Below are 17,819 nucleotides of genomic sequence, written 5' to 3'. Positions count from 1 at the left end.
TCATTACAGTTATAATAGATTATAAACTATTTAAAACACACATGCAACTTTCTTTCCGTTGTATTTTAACAGGAGGTCTTTTTCATGATAACACCAAAAGAACATTTTCACGGAAGTGATTTAGAGAAAATAGAAGCCGTTTACGGTATCAAAAAAGAGGATATTACAAGCTTTTCCGCCAATGTCAATCCCTTAGGCGTATCTCCGTTACTGCGAAGTACTTTGGCTTCCCATATTGATGCCATTACATCCTACCCGGACCGGGAATATACTTCTTTAAGAAAATGTATTGCTGCCTATACCGGCACCGATGCCAGCCAGGTCATTGTAGGAAATGGTTCCACGGAATTAATCTCTCTTTTTATTCAGATTGAGCATCCGAAAAAAGCCATGATTCTCGGTCCGACTTATTCGGAATATGAGCGCGAAATTTCCTTAGGCGGCGGTACTACACTCTACTATCCACTCCGGGAAAAGGATGATTTCGTCCTTGATGTGGATGATTTTACCGCTCACTTAAATGAAAGCATCGACCTTTTAGTACTCTGCAATCCCAATAACCCTACCTCATCCTGCATCAACCGGACGGATATGCGCCGGATTTTAGATATCTGCAAGCAATATGATATCTTTGTCATGGTGGATGAGACTTATGTGGAATTTGCCGATAACATGGATGAAATTACCGCAGTTCCACTGACCCACTACTATAACAATATTATTATCCTGCGTGGAACATCCAAATTCTTTGCTGCTCCGGGGCTCCGCCTTGGCTACGCTATCAGCGGCAATCAGGATTTAATCAAATCCATCAATACAAGAAAAAATCCATGGACCATTAACTCTCTTGCCGTAATTGCCGGAGAATTGATGTTTACCGATGAGGAATACATCCAGCAGACAAAATCTCTTATTTCTTCAGAGCGTGCCCGGATTTATGAAATCTTTAAAAATCACCCGGATTTCAAACCATACAAGCCATCCGGCAACTTCATGCTTCTTAAAATCTTAAGGGAGGACATTACTTCTGCGGATTTATTTGATAAAGCAATCCGGAAGAATATGATGATTCGCGACTGCTCTACTTTTCCTTTCTTAGATAACAAATACATCCGCTTCTGCTTTATGATGCCGGAGATGAATGATAAGCTGATTGACTGTCTTCTTTCGAAGTAATTTCTTATTTTTTCTCCGCTAATCTGTGCCAGCCGAAACTGCCACTGGCAGTTTCTATGGAATTCATGGCGACGTAAAAAGGCGAAACCAGTCTATTTTTGATTGGTTCCGCCTTTTCTTACTTTACAGAAAATTGCTTTCCTGTAAAGTGAAAAACGCTCTGCGAAGATACGCAACAAGTAGTTTTCTCATTTACTCCAGATTTAATTTCTTATGGGTAATCAATGCTGTTATGATATAGCATACAATTGATACACCGATGTAAAGTACCATGCTCTTTGAAAATATATTTCCATACATATTTGCAATCGTTATGCTAAAGAAGCTGTCATCTCCCATTGCAGCCTGTTTCTCAACAAATCCATTTGCTGAATTAATGGATATCACAAAAGATATGATCTGAAGAATCGCATAAAGCACACCATACATCACAATCGACATTGCAACTTTGTGGCGGAACAACTGACCGATTGCCATGCTGGCATATACCATAAGCATAGCGGAAAACGCAGAAATCACACTATATAATATTGCCCAGCCAAAGAGTGCCGGAATCGAAATTCCTATCATATCTCCCAGCTGCTGCAGTAATTCTTCCAGCTTGATTCTTTCCCCTTCATTACCCAGATTCAATCCAGCTGTCACTATCAATGAAAATGCCGAAACATAAACAAGTATTGATGTAATTGCATGCCAGAATACCGCCACCAAAAGCTTTCCATTAATCAAGGAAAAGGTGGTTACCGGAAGGGTATGTGACAAATAACCTTCTGCACCATACATGCTGTGGTAAAACCGAACCAGCAGAAAAATAAATGCCGTAACGCTCAATGCAATCAGCCCAATGATATACAAGAGAAGCATTGCCAGCCCGACCAAGGCTCCTATATCTGTTTCGAAAACCTGCATTTTCATCATCAGCATGCCAATTAACGTAACGCCGACCAAAACCATTGCCAGTGGAAATAATACTTTCCAGGTTGCTTTCATTTCATGTTTCATTACTTTTCCTAACATCTAAACACCTCCCGGAACAAAGCATCCACCGATTTACCCTGATTAATTCTAATATCATCTACTGATGAAGTCAGGCTGATTGTTCCATTCTGAATAAAGACTACCTCATCTAATACATTCTCAACATCTGCAATCAGATGGGTTGAAATCAGAATCGTTGCATTCTCATCATAGTTGGTAAGAATCGTCCGCAATATATAATCTCTTGCCGCCGGGTCTACTCCTGCAATCGGCTCATCCAGAACATATAAGTCCGCACGACGGCTCATTACTAAAATAAGCTGCACCTTTTCTTTGGTTCCCTTGGACATGGATTTTAATTTATCATTGGGATTAATGGATAATTTTGCCAGCATATCATAAGCTCTTACCACATCAAAATCCTGATAAAAATCTTCAAAATAATCTAAAATATCACGTACCCGCATCCCCATGTTAAGATATGTATGGTCTGGCAGATAAGAAACCACCTTCTTTGTCTCTACGCCAATCTTCATTCCTTCCACCAAAATCTCGCCCTCATCCGGAGTAAGAATTCCGTTAATCAGCTTAATCAGTGTTGTCTTTCCACTTCCGTTCGGTCCTAAGAGGCCAACAATATGTCCGCTCTCTAAGGTCAGGTTCAGATGGTCAAGCGCAGTTTTCTTTCCATATCGCTTGCATACATCTTTTACTTCCAATAATGTACTCATGCCTGCTCTCCCTCCAAAATCTCCTGAATCAAAGATAAGGTTTCTGATTTCTTATAGCCAAGCTTGCTCATATTTTCCAAAAATTCCTTAATCTGTTCCTGTGCCAGATTATTCTTTAACTCCTCAATCATTTTTGCATCCTCCGTTATAAATCTCCCGCTTGTACGCTGGGAATACACAAGTCCTGTCCGCTCTAACTCTGTCAGTGCTTTCTGCATCGTATTCGGATTTACTGCAGCTACCGCCGCCAGATCCCTGACAGAAGGTAACTTATCTCCCGGACTGTATTTACCGGATATTATTTCCATCTGAATCCGCTCCACAATCTGAATAAAAATAGGACGATCCGAATCCAATTCCCATGCCATGCAATCACCCCTTTCCGTATTTTTGTACTATATAAGTAATACAATATATTCTTACGACGGATTTGTCAAGAGGATTTTCATTACCAATCCTTAATTTATTCCTCATGTCAGAAATAGTGGCCACCAGGTGGACACCAGTAACAAATAAGGTGGTCACTTAGCCACCAGCTTATAAAAACTTCCCACATTGGTCCATCTTTTCGTAAAGTTAAAAATGAAATGTACACCAGACACGAAGACAACAAAACTGTTACTGAAACTATTCCTGCTTTGGGCTTCATCCAGAAACTGATTGTCCACATCCCTGAAAAACATTTCAAAATGCTTCGCTACTATGGGGTATATGCAAAACATCACAAACAGGAAAAGAAACTTCTGGTTTTAGAAATTTACCACAAAAAACTGCACTATTTGAACAATATCGAAAGGTTATGAAATATGGATAAATCCATGCTCATAATAATTCTTTCTCCATAGTCAGATAGTGCAGCTACCCTAAACCAAAACAAAAAACGTCATAAACAACGTCATGGCGAATCTAACATTCGCTCTTTTGTCATGTCATTTTTTATTTCCAGTTTATTATACACTATTTCTGACGATTTGAGAAATTTCCTATAAAGCAAGAAAAAGAGCTTCCCATGATGGAAAGCCCTTAAAATTTACACACTGATGCCCCTTGTTGCAAACTATGTCAAACAGTCGGTGGCCTTAGCTTAATCGTTAACTAGAAGTAAATCATACAGAATTATTCTACTGTGTATGTAAGATTATTACTTTCTGCATATTCTTTTGCATACTGTTCAGCATATGAACCTGCTTTTACAATAAGATGAAAATCTCTTAAATGCATTTCAGTAACACTTTCTGGTATTTTTAAATCCATACCAATATTTTTAGATGGTGCATCAACCGTATTATTTATGTCATCTTCGCCAATCTTTTGAAGTCCATCATTAAGAGTAACTTCCTGTATATTCGTATTAAGAAACGGATTACATCCAATCGTCTTAACAGAATCACCTAAAACAACATATCTTAAATTTTCACAATTTCCAAATACTCCCTCACCTAAATCCTTTATATTATTTCCAATTTTGATAGCAACTATATTCTTATCGTTAGCCAAAGCATACGTTCCTAAACTAACAACTTTTTTTCCATTTATTTCATCTGGAATAACCATTATCGGATCTTTTCCAATATACTTATCTATTACTATCTCATCTGTACCATCATTGAACTCAAAATCCTCTGCCGGTGTCTCATCATGACTCATCAAATCATCCATTGTGATTTCATCTGCTGATTTATAATTAGTATCATTCTTATCATCAGACTTATCACTTGAAGATGTGTCTTTCTGGCTGTCCTGCACATCTGCTGTTTGTTTTGTTTGGTCTGTCTTACCTGCATTGTCTGATGACGAACTGCCACAGCCTGCTGATGACACAGCCATTGTAAAAATCATTCCTAGAATTAATAGTCTCTTTTTCATTTCTTTCTCCTTTGAAGTTAATTATTTTATATTACTTTAGTAAATGGCGCAATAGGTCAGAATTACCATTAATCAGATAATTTCTGTAATAAATATGGATTTTGCTTACAGTAAAAAAGTGACTTCGACACGCTCAACACCCCTATTCTAGCACCATTATGAATATATTACAATCTATCTTTACCGATTATTATGAACATATCATTTACAAACTTCATCCTCGTCCTTCTGTTATCGAAAATGTCAACAAGATGATTCATTGTGGTGACTCTTCTCACGGTGGTGCCATGTATGGCTGTCCTCACTGTGGAAATCTTAAATTTGTTCCCTTTCGCTGTAAAAGCCGTTTTTGCCCTTCCTGTGGAAACAAATACAACCAGCTTCGTTCTTTTCATATGTCCTGTAAGCTTGTTTCTTGTGTTCATCGCCATTGTGAAATGGAATCCTCATATCCACGCTCTCATCTCCGAGGGTGGGGCTGGTAACATCACTCCCTGGCGTCCTGTCAAACACTTTGATTACAATTTCCTTCGTAATGCCTTCCGTAAAGTTCTCCTTGAACAGCTTACTTCCAGCATTGGTCCATCTTTTCGTAAAGTTAAAAATGAAATGTACACCAAACACGAAGACAACAAAACTGTTACTGAAACTATTCCTGCTTTGGACTTCATCCAGAAACTGATTGTCCACATCCCTGAAAAACATTTCAAAATGCTTCGCTACTATGGGGTATATGCAAAACATCACAAACAAGAAAAGAAACTTCTGGTTTTAGAAGTTTACCACAAAAAACGTCATAAACAACGTCATGGCGAATCCAACATTCGCTCTTTTGTCATGTCATTTTTTATTTCCAGTTTATTATACACTATTTCTGACGATTTGAGAAATTTCCTATAAAGTAAAAAAGGGACGCAGAAAAATCCTGCGTCCCTTAAGCATATATTATTATGCTTTATTCTTTATTTATTGCGTAAGAATTCATCAATTCCCTTTGCTGCAGTTTTTCCTGCACCCATGGCAAGGATAACGGTTGCTGCTCCGGTTACTGCATCTCCACCGGCGTATACGCCATCTTTGGAGGTTGCTCCAGTCTCTTCTTCTGCAATGATACATTTTCTGCGGTTGATGTCCAGACCCTTGGTAGTGGATGAAATCAATGGGTTTGGAGAGGTACCAAGAGACATGATTACGGTATCTGCCTCGATTTCGTATTCAGAACCTGGAATCTCTACCGGGCTTCTTCTTCCGGATGCGTCCGGCTCACCTAATTCCATCTTAATGACACGACAACCTTTTACCCAGCCGTCTTCGTCTACTAAGATTTCAGTAGGATTCTGCAGAAGGTCAAAGATAATGCCTTCTTCTTTTGCATGATGTACTTCTTCTTTTCTTGCCGGAAGCTCTTCCTCGCCACGACGGTATACGATATGTACCTCTGCGCCGAGACGTTTTGCGGTACGGGCTGCATCCATTGCAACGTTACCACCACCAACTACAACAACTTTTTTGCCGGCTTTGATTGGCGTATCATAGTCATCACGGAATGCTTTCATCAGGTTATTTCTGGTTAAGAATTCGTTTGCAGAGAATACTCCCATTGCCTGCTCGCCAGGGATTCCCATAAATCTTGGAAGTCCTGCACCGGAACCGATAAATACAGCTTCGAATCCTTCTTTTTCCATTAATTCATCAATGGTAACTGCTTTACCAATGACAACGTTGGTCTCAATCTTAACGCCTAAAGCTTTTACATTTTCTACTTCTGCTGCAACTACTTTTGACTTTGGAAGACGGAATTCCGGAATACCGTAAATTAATACTCCACCGGCTTCATGTAAAGCTTCAAAAATAGTAACATCATAGCCAAGCTTTGCCAAATCACCGGCACAGGTAAGACCTGCAGGGCCGGAACCGATAACTGCTACTTTATGTCCATTTAATTTTTCTGCTTTCTTAGGCTTGATTCCATGCTCTCTTGCCCAGTCAGCTACGAAACGCTCTAATTTACCGATTGCAACCGGCTCACCCTTGATACCACGGATACATTTTCCTTCACACTGACTCTCCTGTGGGCATACACGGCCACATACAGCAGGAAGTGCAGATGATTCACTGATAATATGATAAGCTTCTTCGAAGTTGCCTTCTTTCACCTGTGCAATAAATGCCGGAATATTAATGGAAACCGGACATCCTTTCATACACTGTGCATTTTTACAGTTTAAGCAGCGTTTTGCTTCTGCTACTGCTTCTTCTTCATTATAGCCAAGACAAACTTCTTCAAAGTTTGCTGCACGTACCTCTGGCTCCTGTTCACGTACAGGTACTCTTGTTAATCCTTCCATTATTTGTCACCTCCGCACTGACCGCATCCACCATGATGGGTATTGCCTTCCTGCAATTTTAACATTGCACGGCCTTCTTCTGTCTTATACTGAAGCTGTCTCTTCATTGCCTGGTCGAAATCTACCTGATGTCCGTCAAATTCCGGTCCATCCACGCATGCGAATTTTACTTCGCCGCCAACCACAAGACGACATGCTCCACACATTCCGGTTCCGTCTACCATAATCGGATTCATGGATACAACAGTTGGAATGCCAAGCTCCTTGGTCAGTTTACAAACGAATTTCATCATAATCATTGGTCCGATGGCAACACAATGATCGTAACGAACACCTTTATCCCATAATTCCTGTAACTGGTTGGTTCCCATTCCATGGAAGCCATAAGTACCATCATCGGTTGTTACATAAAGATTAGTTGCAACTTTACGCATTTCTTCTACCAGAATTAATAAATCCTTGGTCTTAGAACCCATGATAACATCACAGTCTACCCCATGTTCATGTAACCATTTTACCTGTGGGTAAACCGGTGCTGTTCCAACACCTCCGGCGATAAATACGATTTTCTTTTTCTTTAACTCTTCTATATCTTCCTCAATAAGGTCGGATGGACAGCCCAGTGGTCCAACAAAATCCTGGAATGCATCTCCTTCCTCTAAATATGCCATACGCTCTGTAGATGCTCCAACTGTCTGGAATACAATTGTTACAGTTCCGGCTTTCTCATCATAATCACAGATGGTAAGTGGTATACGCTCACCTTCTTCATCGATTTTCACGATTACAAATTGTCCTGGCTTTGCAGACTTTGCTACCCGCTCTGCTTTGACATCCATAAGATAAATCTTATCTGCCAGCTTTTCCTTTTTTATAATAGGATACATACTATACCTCCATACTTTGTTTACATCAACTTGTGGAATTCCAGACCACTAGATTTAATCATATAGGAAAAGTGTCAGAAAATCAACATTTTCCGACACTTGTTTCTTAAAAAAAATTTACCAATTTCTATTTTTACTGTGCTGACATTAAAATTCTGTCATTGTCAAGACGCTTTCCTGCCTGGATGCGGAACTGCTCTAAAAGGCTGTCTACCGTCATTTTCTTCTTCTCTTCATCCTTTAAATCAAGGACAATATTTCCGGAATCCATCATCAGAATCCGGTTGCCAAGCTCTAGTGCCTGATGCATATTATGGGTTACCATAAGACAGGTAATATGATGCTCTGCAATAATTTTTTTCGTCAGTTCCAATACTTTCTCTGCGGTTGCAGGGTCAAGTGCTGCCGTATGCTCATCCAAAAGAAGAATCTTCGGGGTCACCATCGTTGCCATCAGAAGGGTAAGTGCCTGCCTCTGACCGCCGGATAACAATCCCACCGGCTGCTTCATTCTGTCTTCCAGACCCATATCAAGCTGGGATAACAGTTCTCTGAATTTTTCTTTATCGGATTTACGGATTCTGCTGAAAAATGCATTTTCTTTTCCGGATGCACGAAGATATGCCAGTGCCATATTTTCTTCAATGGTCATATGTGGTGCTGTTCCCTTTAACGGGTCCTGAAACAGATGACCAATGACTTTACTGCGCAAAAATTCTTTCTTATATGTAATATCCTCTCCATCTAGAATAATCTGTCCTTCATCTACATAGAACGCACCTGTAATCGCATTAAATGTAGTTGATTTTCCTGCCCCATTACTTCCTACGATTGTAGCAAAATCTCCATCTTCAAGAACCAGGTTCAAATCACACAATGCTTTCTTTTCATTTACGGTTCCCGGATTAAATGTCTTAGATACATGCTTCATTTCTAACATTATCGGTCACCTCCCATTTCCTTTGTATTTGCTTCCGCCAGACGCATATTGTCTTTTAATTTCTTCTGTGCTGCGCTCTTCTGTCTGACAAACGCTACCTTCTTCTTTAAGAACGGGAATGCAATTGCAATTGCTACGATAATTGCAGAAACCAGTTTCAATGCCTCTGCCGGAACATTCAGTCTTAATGCAACGGCTACTAAGAAACGATAGAGACAGCTTCCTAATACAACGCCTAATACTCTGCGGAACATGGAGCCTTTTCCGATAATGGATTCTCCGATAATCAGGCTGGCAAGTGCGATGGTTACCATACCGGTTCCAAGGTTGATATCGCAGGATTTCTGGTACTGTGCTAATACACCGCCGGATAATGCAGTCATTGCATTGGCTACACAAAGACCTACGGTAATCGTAAAGGATGGATTAATGCTGGAGGCTTTTACCATGTCAGCATTATCACCGGTTGCCCGGATGGAAAGACCTAATCTGGTATTTAAAAATGCGGATAAAATCACGCCGATTACCAGTACGATTAATGCTGCCACAATCAGTTTATACCAGCCACCACCAATGGCATTTTTTGCCATGGTAAATATGGTATTGCAGTTAAACAGGTTCACCTGGGAAGCAAATCCCATGACTGCAATATTAATGGTATAGAGTCCCGTATTTACAATGATTCCTGCCAGAATTGATTCAATTCCAAGCTTTGTCTGCAGAAATGCTGTGATAAATCCGGAACATACACCGGCTAACATTGCTGCTGCCAGTGCCAGAATCGGATGACCCTGTATCGTTACCATGGCACATACGGCACAGCCTAAGGTAAAGCAGCCATCGGTTGACAAATCTGCAATATTTAATATGGAAAATGAAACAAACAATGCCAGTGCAACCAGGGCGTATATACACCCTAGCTCTAATGCACTTTGTAAAATGGATATTGTAAATATGGAGCCCATTCTTTAATCCCCCTGACTATCTTATCATACTATCGTTTTATCTTTTTATTCAAACTCTTCTGCGGTCTGAATCTCTACTACTTTTTCACACATACCGTCAAATACGCTGTAATCAATTCCAAGCTGGCTTGCCACATCTGTATTTACAGTTGCGATTCCGTTGCTCATGGTCTGTACTGCTGTTGTTGCAGGATCTTTCCCATTTACTAAAATATCTACTACAATATCTGCTGTTGCAGTACCAAGGTCAACATAGTTTACACCGAATCCACAGAAAGCTCCGTTTAATGCGAAGGAGTCAGCTCCTGCATAATGCGGAATGCCTGCTTCTACAAATTTCTCATAAATTGCAAGTTCTGCTGTCATTACGGTGTTATCGGTTGGTGTAAATACGGCATCTACACCGGCTGCAACTAATGCATCTGCTGCAAGAGAAATTTCATCATTGGTTGTTCCTGTTTTTTCTACATATTCAACGCCCTTTTTATCAAGATAATCTTTTGCGTCCTGAATTGGAACAGTGGAAGAATCCTGACTCTTATTATATAAAAGACCTACTTTTTTAATGTCTTTATTTGCTGCAAACATTAAGTCCATTACTGCTTCTGTATTTAATGCATCCGATGTTCCGGTGATATTGGAACCAGGTTTATCCATACTTTCAACAAGTCCTGCGGTAACCGGATCACTGACTGCAGAGAATACAACCGGAATCTGATTTTCTTCTGTTGCTGCCTGCATAATCATTGCGGTTGGTGTTGCGATTGGAATAATCACATCTACATCTTCTGCAACCAGGTCTGTTGCAATCTGGTTTAAGGTAGAAGAATCTGCCTGACCATTGTAAGTATAATCTTTATAATCAAAAGTAACACCGAGCTCTTTTGCTTTTGCATCCAGCTCTGCTTCTACTGCTTTCTCAATCTGATTTAAAGAAGCATCATCTACATACTGTACGATACCTACTTTATAAACTTTACCATCTGCTGCAGCCTTCTCTGTTGTTGCTGCATCATTGGATGCACTGTTGCTTCCGCATCCTGCCATTGCTGCTACTGCCATAGCCATTGTTAATACTGCTGCCATCATTTTCTTCTTCATAATTACTACCTCTTCTTTCTTATATGATTTATTGTTGTTCATAAGAGAAAGCGCTTTTACTGTTTTCCAACAGTAAAAAACCGCCTCAAGCTTATGCTTGAGACGGTAATAAAATCTTATTATCGCGGTACCACTCATATTGACGAATTGTCCACTCATTCATGTACGAATCATACATGCCGGATTGGTAACGGGTTCGGTTCCCGGTGACGCCTACTGTTAATTCAGGCCACCCTCGAAAGTCCATTCAGCAAAATCTTCCATACTGCAATTCCACCACCTGCAGCTCTCTTTGATTTCCAATCAAGCTTACTACTCTTTCTCAACGGTTTCTCTTATTGAAGTTAGAATAATACTTTTCTTTCACATTGTCAACACTTTTTTATGAGAAATATACCAGTTCATCTTCCGGCTTCTCTGCCGGCTCAATGGATACCGGATAAAGGACAGGTCCTTTTCCTCTGTATTCCTTGGCAAATTCCACATGAACTTCTGCGGTAATATTTATCCATGATTTGTGACCGATTTCTTCCGACTTCGGATATTTGCATTTAAATCCTAAGAACTGGACATCCTCTACACAACAGGTCATGGCAAAACGTCCCGGCACAAACATGCCCTTCCTGCTCATCTTTTCCGGATTATATACCAACGCAAGGAATTTGATTTTCTTGCCATCGTATTTCTTCGGATTATCCTGTGCATCCATATACCAGATTGCATAATCTGCATCCGTAATATCAATGACATCTGCATTGATGTCAAATGGCAGTTCTTCATCGGCACTCTCATCAATTGTTCCATCGGCACGCTCGTATACAATCTGTGCCGGACGGTTCTGTGCTTTTACGGCACGGCGGAACTTGCCCTTTGGTGTATTATCATCACAACGGTTAAAGATTACTACATCTGCCTTAAACAACTGCTCCATAATCATGGCACGCATATTAGCAAGATACATTTCAAATGTAGTGGCATCTACGGTTGCCAAGGACTGTACGATTACCCAGCCATCCGGCATCTTTGTTTCAAGCAAAGTAGCGATATCCCAGGTACCGTTATACTCAATAAAAATCTGCTCCGGTTTGTATGTCTCCTGAATTTTCTGCAAGGTCTCTGTTGTAAAATCTTCCTGCTCCTCAATCATTGCAACCTTCGCATTAATGGTATTTAATTTTGCTTCATCATATTCTTCATCACCGTCTTCACAGACAATAATTACCGTACGGTTGTCCCCGCCGAAATCATTTTCAAAGAGTGTTTCTTTGATTAATGTGGTCTTACCGCTGTCCATAAATCCGGTAAATAAATATACTGGAATCTCCTGCATGGTTTCCCCTTTCCTATCTGACGGGCATTATGCAATGCCGAATAATTCTTCAATCTTGTGTTCGTCAATCTTAGAACCAATGACACAGAGTCTTCCGGTGTAATCCGGCTCTCCATCTCTTAATTCATACTCGCCCGGAACCATATCAAAGTAAATCCAGGAACCATTGACATCCTCTACCATTCCTTTTGCGCGGAGAATCATGCCATACTCTTCGCTCTCGGATAAGGTCTTTAATACCTCTTCAATCTTCTCACGGGTAAATTTATGCGGAGTCTCTTTGCCCCAGCTTGTAAATACCTCATCTGCATGATGGTGATGATGATGTTCGTGGTCATGGTCATGGCATCCGCAGGTGCAGTTCTCGCCATGCTCATGATGATGTTCATGCTCCTCATGGTCGTGGTCGTGATGGTGTTCATGCTCCTCGTGGTCATGGTCATGATGGTGCTCATGCTCTTCGTGGTCGTGACCGTGTTCATGTTCTTCGTGGTCATGGTCATGATGGTGCTCATGCTCTTCCTCTTCTGCTTTATGATGTGCCTCTGCAAGAAGTTTCATCTCAAGAGAGTCCTGTCCTTCCATAACTTTGAGAATCTGTTCACCTTTGATGGCATCCCAAGGAGTTGTAATGATTGCAGCCTTGCCATTTAATTCCTGCATCTGTTTTACGCAAAGTTCTAACTGCTCCGGTGTTGTGCTCTGGGTTCTGCTTAATACGATTGTTGTTGCAAATTCAATCTGGTTATTGAAGAATTCGCCAAAGGCTTTCATCTGTTTGGATGCTTTCTTTGCATTTACAACTGTAACCAGTGCATTTAATTTCACATCCTGCTCTTTTTCTACATCAATAACAGATTTCATTACGTCAGAAAGTTTACCAACTCCTGACGGCTCGATTAAGATACGGTCCGGATGGAATTTAGTAATTACTTCATTTAAATTCTTTCCAAAGTCTCCTACCAGGGAACAGCAGATACATCCTGAGTTCATCTCGGTAATCTCAATGCCGGAATCCTTTAAGAATCCGCCGTCGATACCGACTTCACCAAATTCATTTTCAATCAGTACCAGCTTCTCACCAACAAAAGCCTCTTCTATCATTTTCTTGATAAATGTGGTCTTTCCAGCTCCTAAGAAGCCTGAAATAATATCAATTTTTGTCATTTTAACATCCTTCTTTCTAATAATTAAAGTGTATTTCACACTGAATTGATTTGTCTACCTATTGCAATATAGCAGAAAAAGTAAAATTTCTCAAGCAAACCGCGTGAACTTCATACAAATTTTATAAATAGCTTTTCTCAATATCAATGGGTATGATAAAGCCCTGCATAAATTCCATTCCGTGCAAGCAGCTCCTCATGGGTGCCCTCTTCTTCAATTCCCTGCTCAGTCAGCACCAGAATACGCCCTGCATTTTCTATCGTAGAAAGCCTATGGGCAATTACAAATGTTGTCCGGTTCTTCGCCAGCTTCTCTAGTGATTCCTGTACCACCTTTTCACTTTCGTTATCCAGTGCTGAGGTTGCTTCATCAAAAATAAGAATCGGCGGATTCTTTAAAAATACCCGGGCAATGGAGAGCCGCTGTTTCTGACCGCCGGAAAGTTTTACACCCCGCTGTCCGATATCTGTATCATAACCATCCGGCAGTGATAAAATAAATTCATGGGCATTGGCATTCTTTGCTGCCTCAATGACTTCTTGCCTTGTCGCATCCGGTTTGCCATAAGCAATATTTTCAAAAATGGTTCCGGCAAACAAATAAACATCCTGCTGGACAATGCCAATGTGGTCTCTTAAACTTTTTAATTTATAGTGGCGGATATCACAGCCATCAATTAAAATTCTGCCCTCTGACACATCATAAAATCTTGGTATCAGGCTGCAAAGTGTTGTCTTTCCGGCACCTGAAGTTCCCACCAGTGCCACGTAGCTTCCTGCCGGAACTTTCAGATTTATATGCCTTAAAACGCGGCTTAAATGTTCTTCATACCGGAAGGAAACATCCTGAAATTCTACTTCTCCCCGCACATTTTCCATGACAATGGCATTTTCCTCATCCGAAATATCCGGTTCAATGGAAAGAATCTCCATAAACCGTTCAAAGCCGGAATATCCATTCTGGAACTGCTCGGTAAAATCAATCAGCGTCTTAACCGGCTCGGTAAATACATTGATATATAAAAGGAACGTAATCAAATCTGTAATGCTCACACTGCCACCCGGAATCCACAGTGCTCCGGCAATCACCACTACTACGGTAATCAACGTGGTAAATGCAGTCAATCCCGCCTGATAACCACCCATAAAGAGATAGCTGTTCTTCTTGGCATCTAAGAAGCCTTTGTTTCCGCGGCTGAATTTTTCCTGTTCGACTTCTTCATTCGCAAAGGATTTTACTACGCGGATACCGGAAAGGTTGTCCTCTATCTGGCTATTGATATCCGCTATCTTAATACGGTTCTGCCGGAATGCCTTTTTCATACGCTTATTAAAGAAATATGCATACGCTATCATAAACGGTACCAGTGCAAATGTCGCCACTGTAAGCTTCGGACTGATTCCCATCATAATAACAAATGCACCAATTATCTTAATCAGGGAAATCACAATATTTTCCGGTCCATGGTGCAGCAGTTCGCTGATATCAAAAAGGTCCGTGGTAATTCTCGCCATCAGTTGTCCGACCTTCTGATTATCATAAAATGCAAAGGACAGTTTCTGATAATGAGCAAATATTTCTGCCCGCATATCATATTCTATTTTGGCACCCATTACATGACCATTATTAGAAATATAATAATTGCTGTAACACTGAATGGCTACCAACGCCACCATAAACAAAGCAAGCTTTCCGATTGTCTTTACTGCATCCTGCTCCGGCAGATATACCACTGTTGATGTAATATACCGTACAATCAGCGGAATCACCAGTGCCGCCACTGCTGCTAACAGTGCAAAAAACATATCGATAAAAAATACGCCAAGATATGGTTTATAATAAGAAATCATTTTCTTTAAATTCTGCTTCATCTGTCTATCCCTCTTGCCTTTACCAGCTTATTTTTCATCACAACTGTCCATCTTATACTGTTTCTTTTGCAAATGCAAGTTTCTTTATGCTACAATGACTTTTATAAACGTGGCGGATTGACACTATATAATCCTTGTTAAAATAATCCTGTTATCCAAAGGATATTTGTTTTGGATATAAAATACCGTAGTTCTAAGCTGCATATTTTGCTTTTGCCTGTAAAAACCGTCTTTCCAATGTTTGACAGTCTATCTGTACCGTCCGTCGAAGTGCGGATGCCTAAGAAGGGCTGTTAGGGGCACTTGGAATTTCGTCCGGCAACAGGCAACGCTGGCACATGGACGTGCCAGCGAGGTGCATATGAACATGGATGTGAATTTGCACCGGTTGCCGGACAAAATATTTTGCCTGTCGAAATTCCTAGTGCCCCTTACAGGTCTTATACCGCATCCGCACCCGGCGGACAGTGCAGATATCCGGTCAAAGCAAGCGGAAAGACAGTTTATCATCAAGCAAAACATGCAGCTAAGAACAACTGGCATTTTCCATCCCATAAACAAATATCCTCCGGATAACCGAAATTATTTTATGCAAGTATTTTGTCAATCCGCGCCTTCTATAAATTAATTGTAAGGAGAAGAAAACATGACACATGTACTTCTTGTAGATGATGATACAAGTATCGTTTCTAATTTACGCACTTTCCTGAATCAGGAGGGTTTTCAGGTTACTTCTGCGAATAACCAAAAGGAAACCATCGATTTATTAGATTCCGGGCAGTATCACTTTGACTTAGCGCTGCTTGATGTCTCCCTGCCGGATGGAAGCGGCTTTTCTTTGTGCAGTGCCATCAAGGCAAACTCTGATATTCCTGTCATTTTTCTGACGGCATCGGATGATGAATATAGTGTGGTTGCCGGGCTTGACCTTGGTGCCGATGATTATATTCCCAAGCCCTTCCGGCCGAGAGAACTGATTTCCAGAATGAACAGTGTTCTCCGCCGCTATCACCGTGGCAGCCAGCCGTTGGAATATCATGAACTGAAAGCTGATACCGTACGTGGACTGGTCTATAAGAATAATGTGGAACTGACTCTTTCCGCCCTGGAATACCGGCTGCTTTTACTCTTTCTTTCCAACCAGGGCATTGTCCTTACACGAAGCCGTCTCTTAGATGAACTTTGGGATATGGCAGGGGAATTTGTAAATGATAATACCCTTACCGTCTACATCAAAAGGCTCCGGGAAAAAATCGAAGCCGACCCGGCACACCCGGAATATATCAAAACCATCCGCGGACTGGGCTATAAGCTTGGTGACTAATTGAACTGCAAAAAACGCCTGTTATAAATATGAGTACCATAATAACCGATGAAAATGTATTTTCCCAAAGGAGTCTTTATGAAATTTTTACGCAATCCCGAAATCAAAAAATGCCTGTTTCTGCAACTGCTTGTATGCTTTATCTTTGCAGGTATCGGATTTTATTTTGATACCATCTGTGGTGTAATCATCCTTTTTGCATCACTTATTTTCATTCTTATTTTTATTATTTTCACCAGAAAACGTTACCGGAAGGTGGAATCCTTAAGTCAGCAGTTAGATGCGATGCTGCACAGTAACAGCAGTGGTGATTTCAGCGACTATATGGAAGGAGAACTTGCAATTTTACAAAATGAGCTTGCCAAGCTGACCAGACGCCTTGTGGAACAGAATCAGGCTCTTGAAAACGATAAAAAATATCTTGCGGATGCCATGGCTGATATTTCCCATCAGCTCCGCTCTCCCCTTACTTCCATCCGTCTTTTGCTGACTCTCTTAAAAGAGCCGGCTCTTTCCGATGAGAAGCGAAGGGAATCCCTGCGGGAATTATCCATGCTAATTGACCGGATGGACTGGCTCATTGAAACTTTGCTGAAATTATCTTCCATGGACGCAGGAACCATTACTTTTCACCAGACCGAAACTTCTGCCAAAGAACTGCTCTCCACTGCGGCTGCACCTTTGCTTATTCCATTGGAGCTTCGCGATATCCAGTATCATGAAACCATAGAGCCGAAGGATTTTTCTTTTTCTACGGATTTACGATGGACGGCGGAAGCCCTTGGAAATATCTTAAAGAACTGCATGGAGCACACGCCTTCCGGTGGCAGGATTGATGTTATGGTTACCGACAATCCAATCTATGTTTCTATCGTGATTGAAGACAATGGAAGTGGTTTTCTGCAGGAAGATATCCCGCATCTTTTTGAACGCTTTTACAAAGGAAAAAATGCCACCGGTCAGAGCATTGGCATCGGTCTTTCCCTCTCCCGTATGATTGTTTCCAAAGAAAACGGAACCTTAAAAGCAGAAAACCGTAAAGAAGGCGGTGCACGTTTTATCCTGAAATTCTATAAAAAGTGACAGAACTGTCACTGAAAAGTCATGCTCCTGTCATCCGGGATGCTTATACTTC

At 40.8% G+C, this 17,819-nt stretch carries 15 protein-coding genes, 2 pseudogenes and 1 other annotated feature; of the genes and pseudogenes, 5 read left to right on the top strand and 12 right to left on the bottom strand.

What is annotated here, in order from left to right:
• Positions 1-84 precede the first annotated feature (84 nt).
• Complete coding sequence (locus LKD41_RS08150) at positions 85-1,176, top strand: pyridoxal phosphate-dependent aminotransferase (protein WP_227700898.1); 1,092 nt, start codon at positions 85-87, stop codon at positions 1,174-1,176.
• Between the two features lie 192 nt (positions 1,177-1,368).
• Here the strand turns inward: LKD41_RS08150 and LKD41_RS08145 are convergent, their stop codons facing one another.
• Genes LKD41_RS08145 through LKD41_RS08135 form a run of 3 tightly spaced genes read right to left on the bottom strand, consistent with a single transcriptional unit; the run spans position 1,369 to position 3,253 of the window.
• Entirely contained in the window at positions 1,369-2,193 is an 825-nt protein-coding gene (locus LKD41_RS08145) for a hypothetical protein (protein WP_227700897.1), read from the bottom strand.
• Entirely contained in the window at positions 2,187-2,885 is a 699-nt protein-coding gene (locus tag LKD41_RS08140) for an ABC transporter ATP-binding protein (RefSeq protein WP_022243344.1), read from the bottom strand. The genes LKD41_RS08145 and LKD41_RS08140 overlap by 7 nt, the downstream gene beginning before the upstream one ends.
• Complete coding sequence (locus tag LKD41_RS08135; protein ID WP_022243345.1) at positions 2,882-3,253, bottom strand: GntR family transcriptional regulator; 372 nt, start codon at positions 3,251-3,253, stop codon at positions 2,882-2,884. Before LKD41_RS08135 ends, LKD41_RS08140 begins: the two co-directional genes overlap by 4 nt.
• Positions 3,254-3,430: 177 nt before the next feature.
• Between LKD41_RS08135 and LKD41_RS15975 the strand changes: the two are divergent.
• Positions 3,431-3,699: pseudogene (locus tag LKD41_RS15975) on the top strand (transposase); the annotation flags it as partial.
• Between the two features lie 302 nt (positions 3,700-4,001).
• On the opposite strand, the gene LKD41_RS08125 reads toward LKD41_RS15975, so the two are convergent.
• Positions 4,002-4,751 (bottom strand): leucine-rich repeat domain-containing protein, encoded by a 750-nt coding sequence (locus tag LKD41_RS08125; protein WP_227700895.1) that lies wholly within the window; start codon positions 4,749-4,751, stop codon positions 4,002-4,004.
• Between the two features lie 158 nt (positions 4,752-4,909).
• Here LKD41_RS08125 and LKD41_RS16045 point away from each other — a divergent pair.
• Positions 4,910-5,516 (top strand): annotated as a pseudogene (locus LKD41_RS16045) (transposase zinc-binding domain-containing protein); the annotation flags it as partial.
• 197 nt (positions 5,517-5,713) lie between these two features.
• Here LKD41_RS16045 and gltA read toward each other — a convergent pair.
• The 8 genes from gltA to LKD41_RS08075 form a co-directional block, all read right to left on the bottom strand.
• Entirely contained in the window at positions 5,714-7,099 is a 1,386-nt protein-coding gene (gltA, locus tag LKD41_RS08110) for an NADPH-dependent glutamate synthase (protein ID WP_022243346.1), read from the bottom strand.
• Positions 7,099-7,986 (bottom strand): sulfide/dihydroorotate dehydrogenase-like FAD/NAD-binding protein, encoded by an 888-nt coding sequence (locus LKD41_RS08105; RefSeq protein ID WP_227700893.1) that lies wholly within the window; start codon positions 7,984-7,986, stop codon positions 7,099-7,101. Before LKD41_RS08105 ends, gltA begins: the two co-directional genes overlap by 1 nt.
• Before the next feature lie 133 nt (positions 7,987-8,119).
• The gene (locus tag LKD41_RS08100) at positions 8,120-8,926 is read right to left on the bottom strand and encodes an ABC transporter ATP-binding protein (protein ID WP_022243348.1); all 807 of its coding nucleotides are present in this window, start codon (positions 8,924-8,926) and stop codon (positions 8,120-8,122) included.
• Positions 8,926-9,891 (bottom strand): ABC transporter permease, encoded by a 966-nt coding sequence (locus LKD41_RS08095; RefSeq protein ID WP_022243349.1) that lies wholly within the window; start codon positions 9,889-9,891, stop codon positions 8,926-8,928. Before LKD41_RS08095 ends, LKD41_RS08100 begins: the two co-directional genes overlap by 1 nt.
• A gap of 45 nt (positions 9,892-9,936) precedes the next feature.
• The gene (locus tag LKD41_RS08090; RefSeq protein ID WP_118087541.1) at positions 9,937-10,992 is read right to left on the bottom strand and encodes an ABC transporter substrate-binding protein; all 1,056 of its coding nucleotides are present in this window, start codon (positions 10,990-10,992) and stop codon (positions 9,937-9,939) included.
• A 95-nt stretch (positions 10,993-11,087) separates the two neighbouring features.
• Positions 11,088-11,327, bottom strand: a binding site (T-box leader).
• A gap of 47 nt (positions 11,328-11,374) precedes the next feature.
• Entirely contained in the window at positions 11,375-12,322 is a 948-nt protein-coding gene (locus LKD41_RS08085; RefSeq protein ID WP_022243351.1) for a TIGR03943 family putative permease subunit, read from the bottom strand.
• 27 nt (positions 12,323-12,349) lie between these two features.
• The gene (locus tag LKD41_RS08080; protein WP_227700892.1) at positions 12,350-13,489 is read right to left on the bottom strand and encodes a CobW family GTP-binding protein; all 1,140 of its coding nucleotides are present in this window, start codon (positions 13,487-13,489) and stop codon (positions 12,350-12,352) included.
• A 143-nt stretch (positions 13,490-13,632) separates the two neighbouring features.
• The gene (locus LKD41_RS08075) at positions 13,633-15,360 is read right to left on the bottom strand and encodes an ABC transporter ATP-binding protein (protein WP_227700891.1); all 1,728 of its coding nucleotides are present in this window, start codon (positions 15,358-15,360) and stop codon (positions 13,633-13,635) included.
• 646 nt (positions 15,361-16,006) lie between these two features.
• Between LKD41_RS08075 and LKD41_RS08070 the strand changes: the two genes are divergently transcribed.
• Positions 16,007-16,684, top strand: a complete 678-nt coding sequence (locus tag LKD41_RS08070) for a response regulator transcription factor (RefSeq protein ID WP_118087546.1) — start codon at positions 16,007-16,009, stop codon at positions 16,682-16,684.
• A gap of 78 nt (positions 16,685-16,762) precedes the next feature.
• A complete protein-coding gene (locus tag LKD41_RS08065) occupies positions 16,763-17,767 on the top strand; it encodes a sensor histidine kinase (RefSeq protein WP_227700890.1) in 1,005 nt (334 codons plus the stop codon).
• Positions 17,768-17,819: the final 52 nt, after the last annotated feature.

Origin of the sequence: Roseburia sp. CLA-AA-H209 (assembly GCF_020687575.1) — a bacterium.
Classification (GTDB): domain Bacteria; phylum Bacillota; class Clostridia; order Lachnospirales; family Lachnospiraceae; genus Roseburia_C; species Roseburia_C amylophila.
Note: the sequence above shows the minus strand (reverse complement) of the source record. Positions and strands in the feature narration are given on the sequence as shown.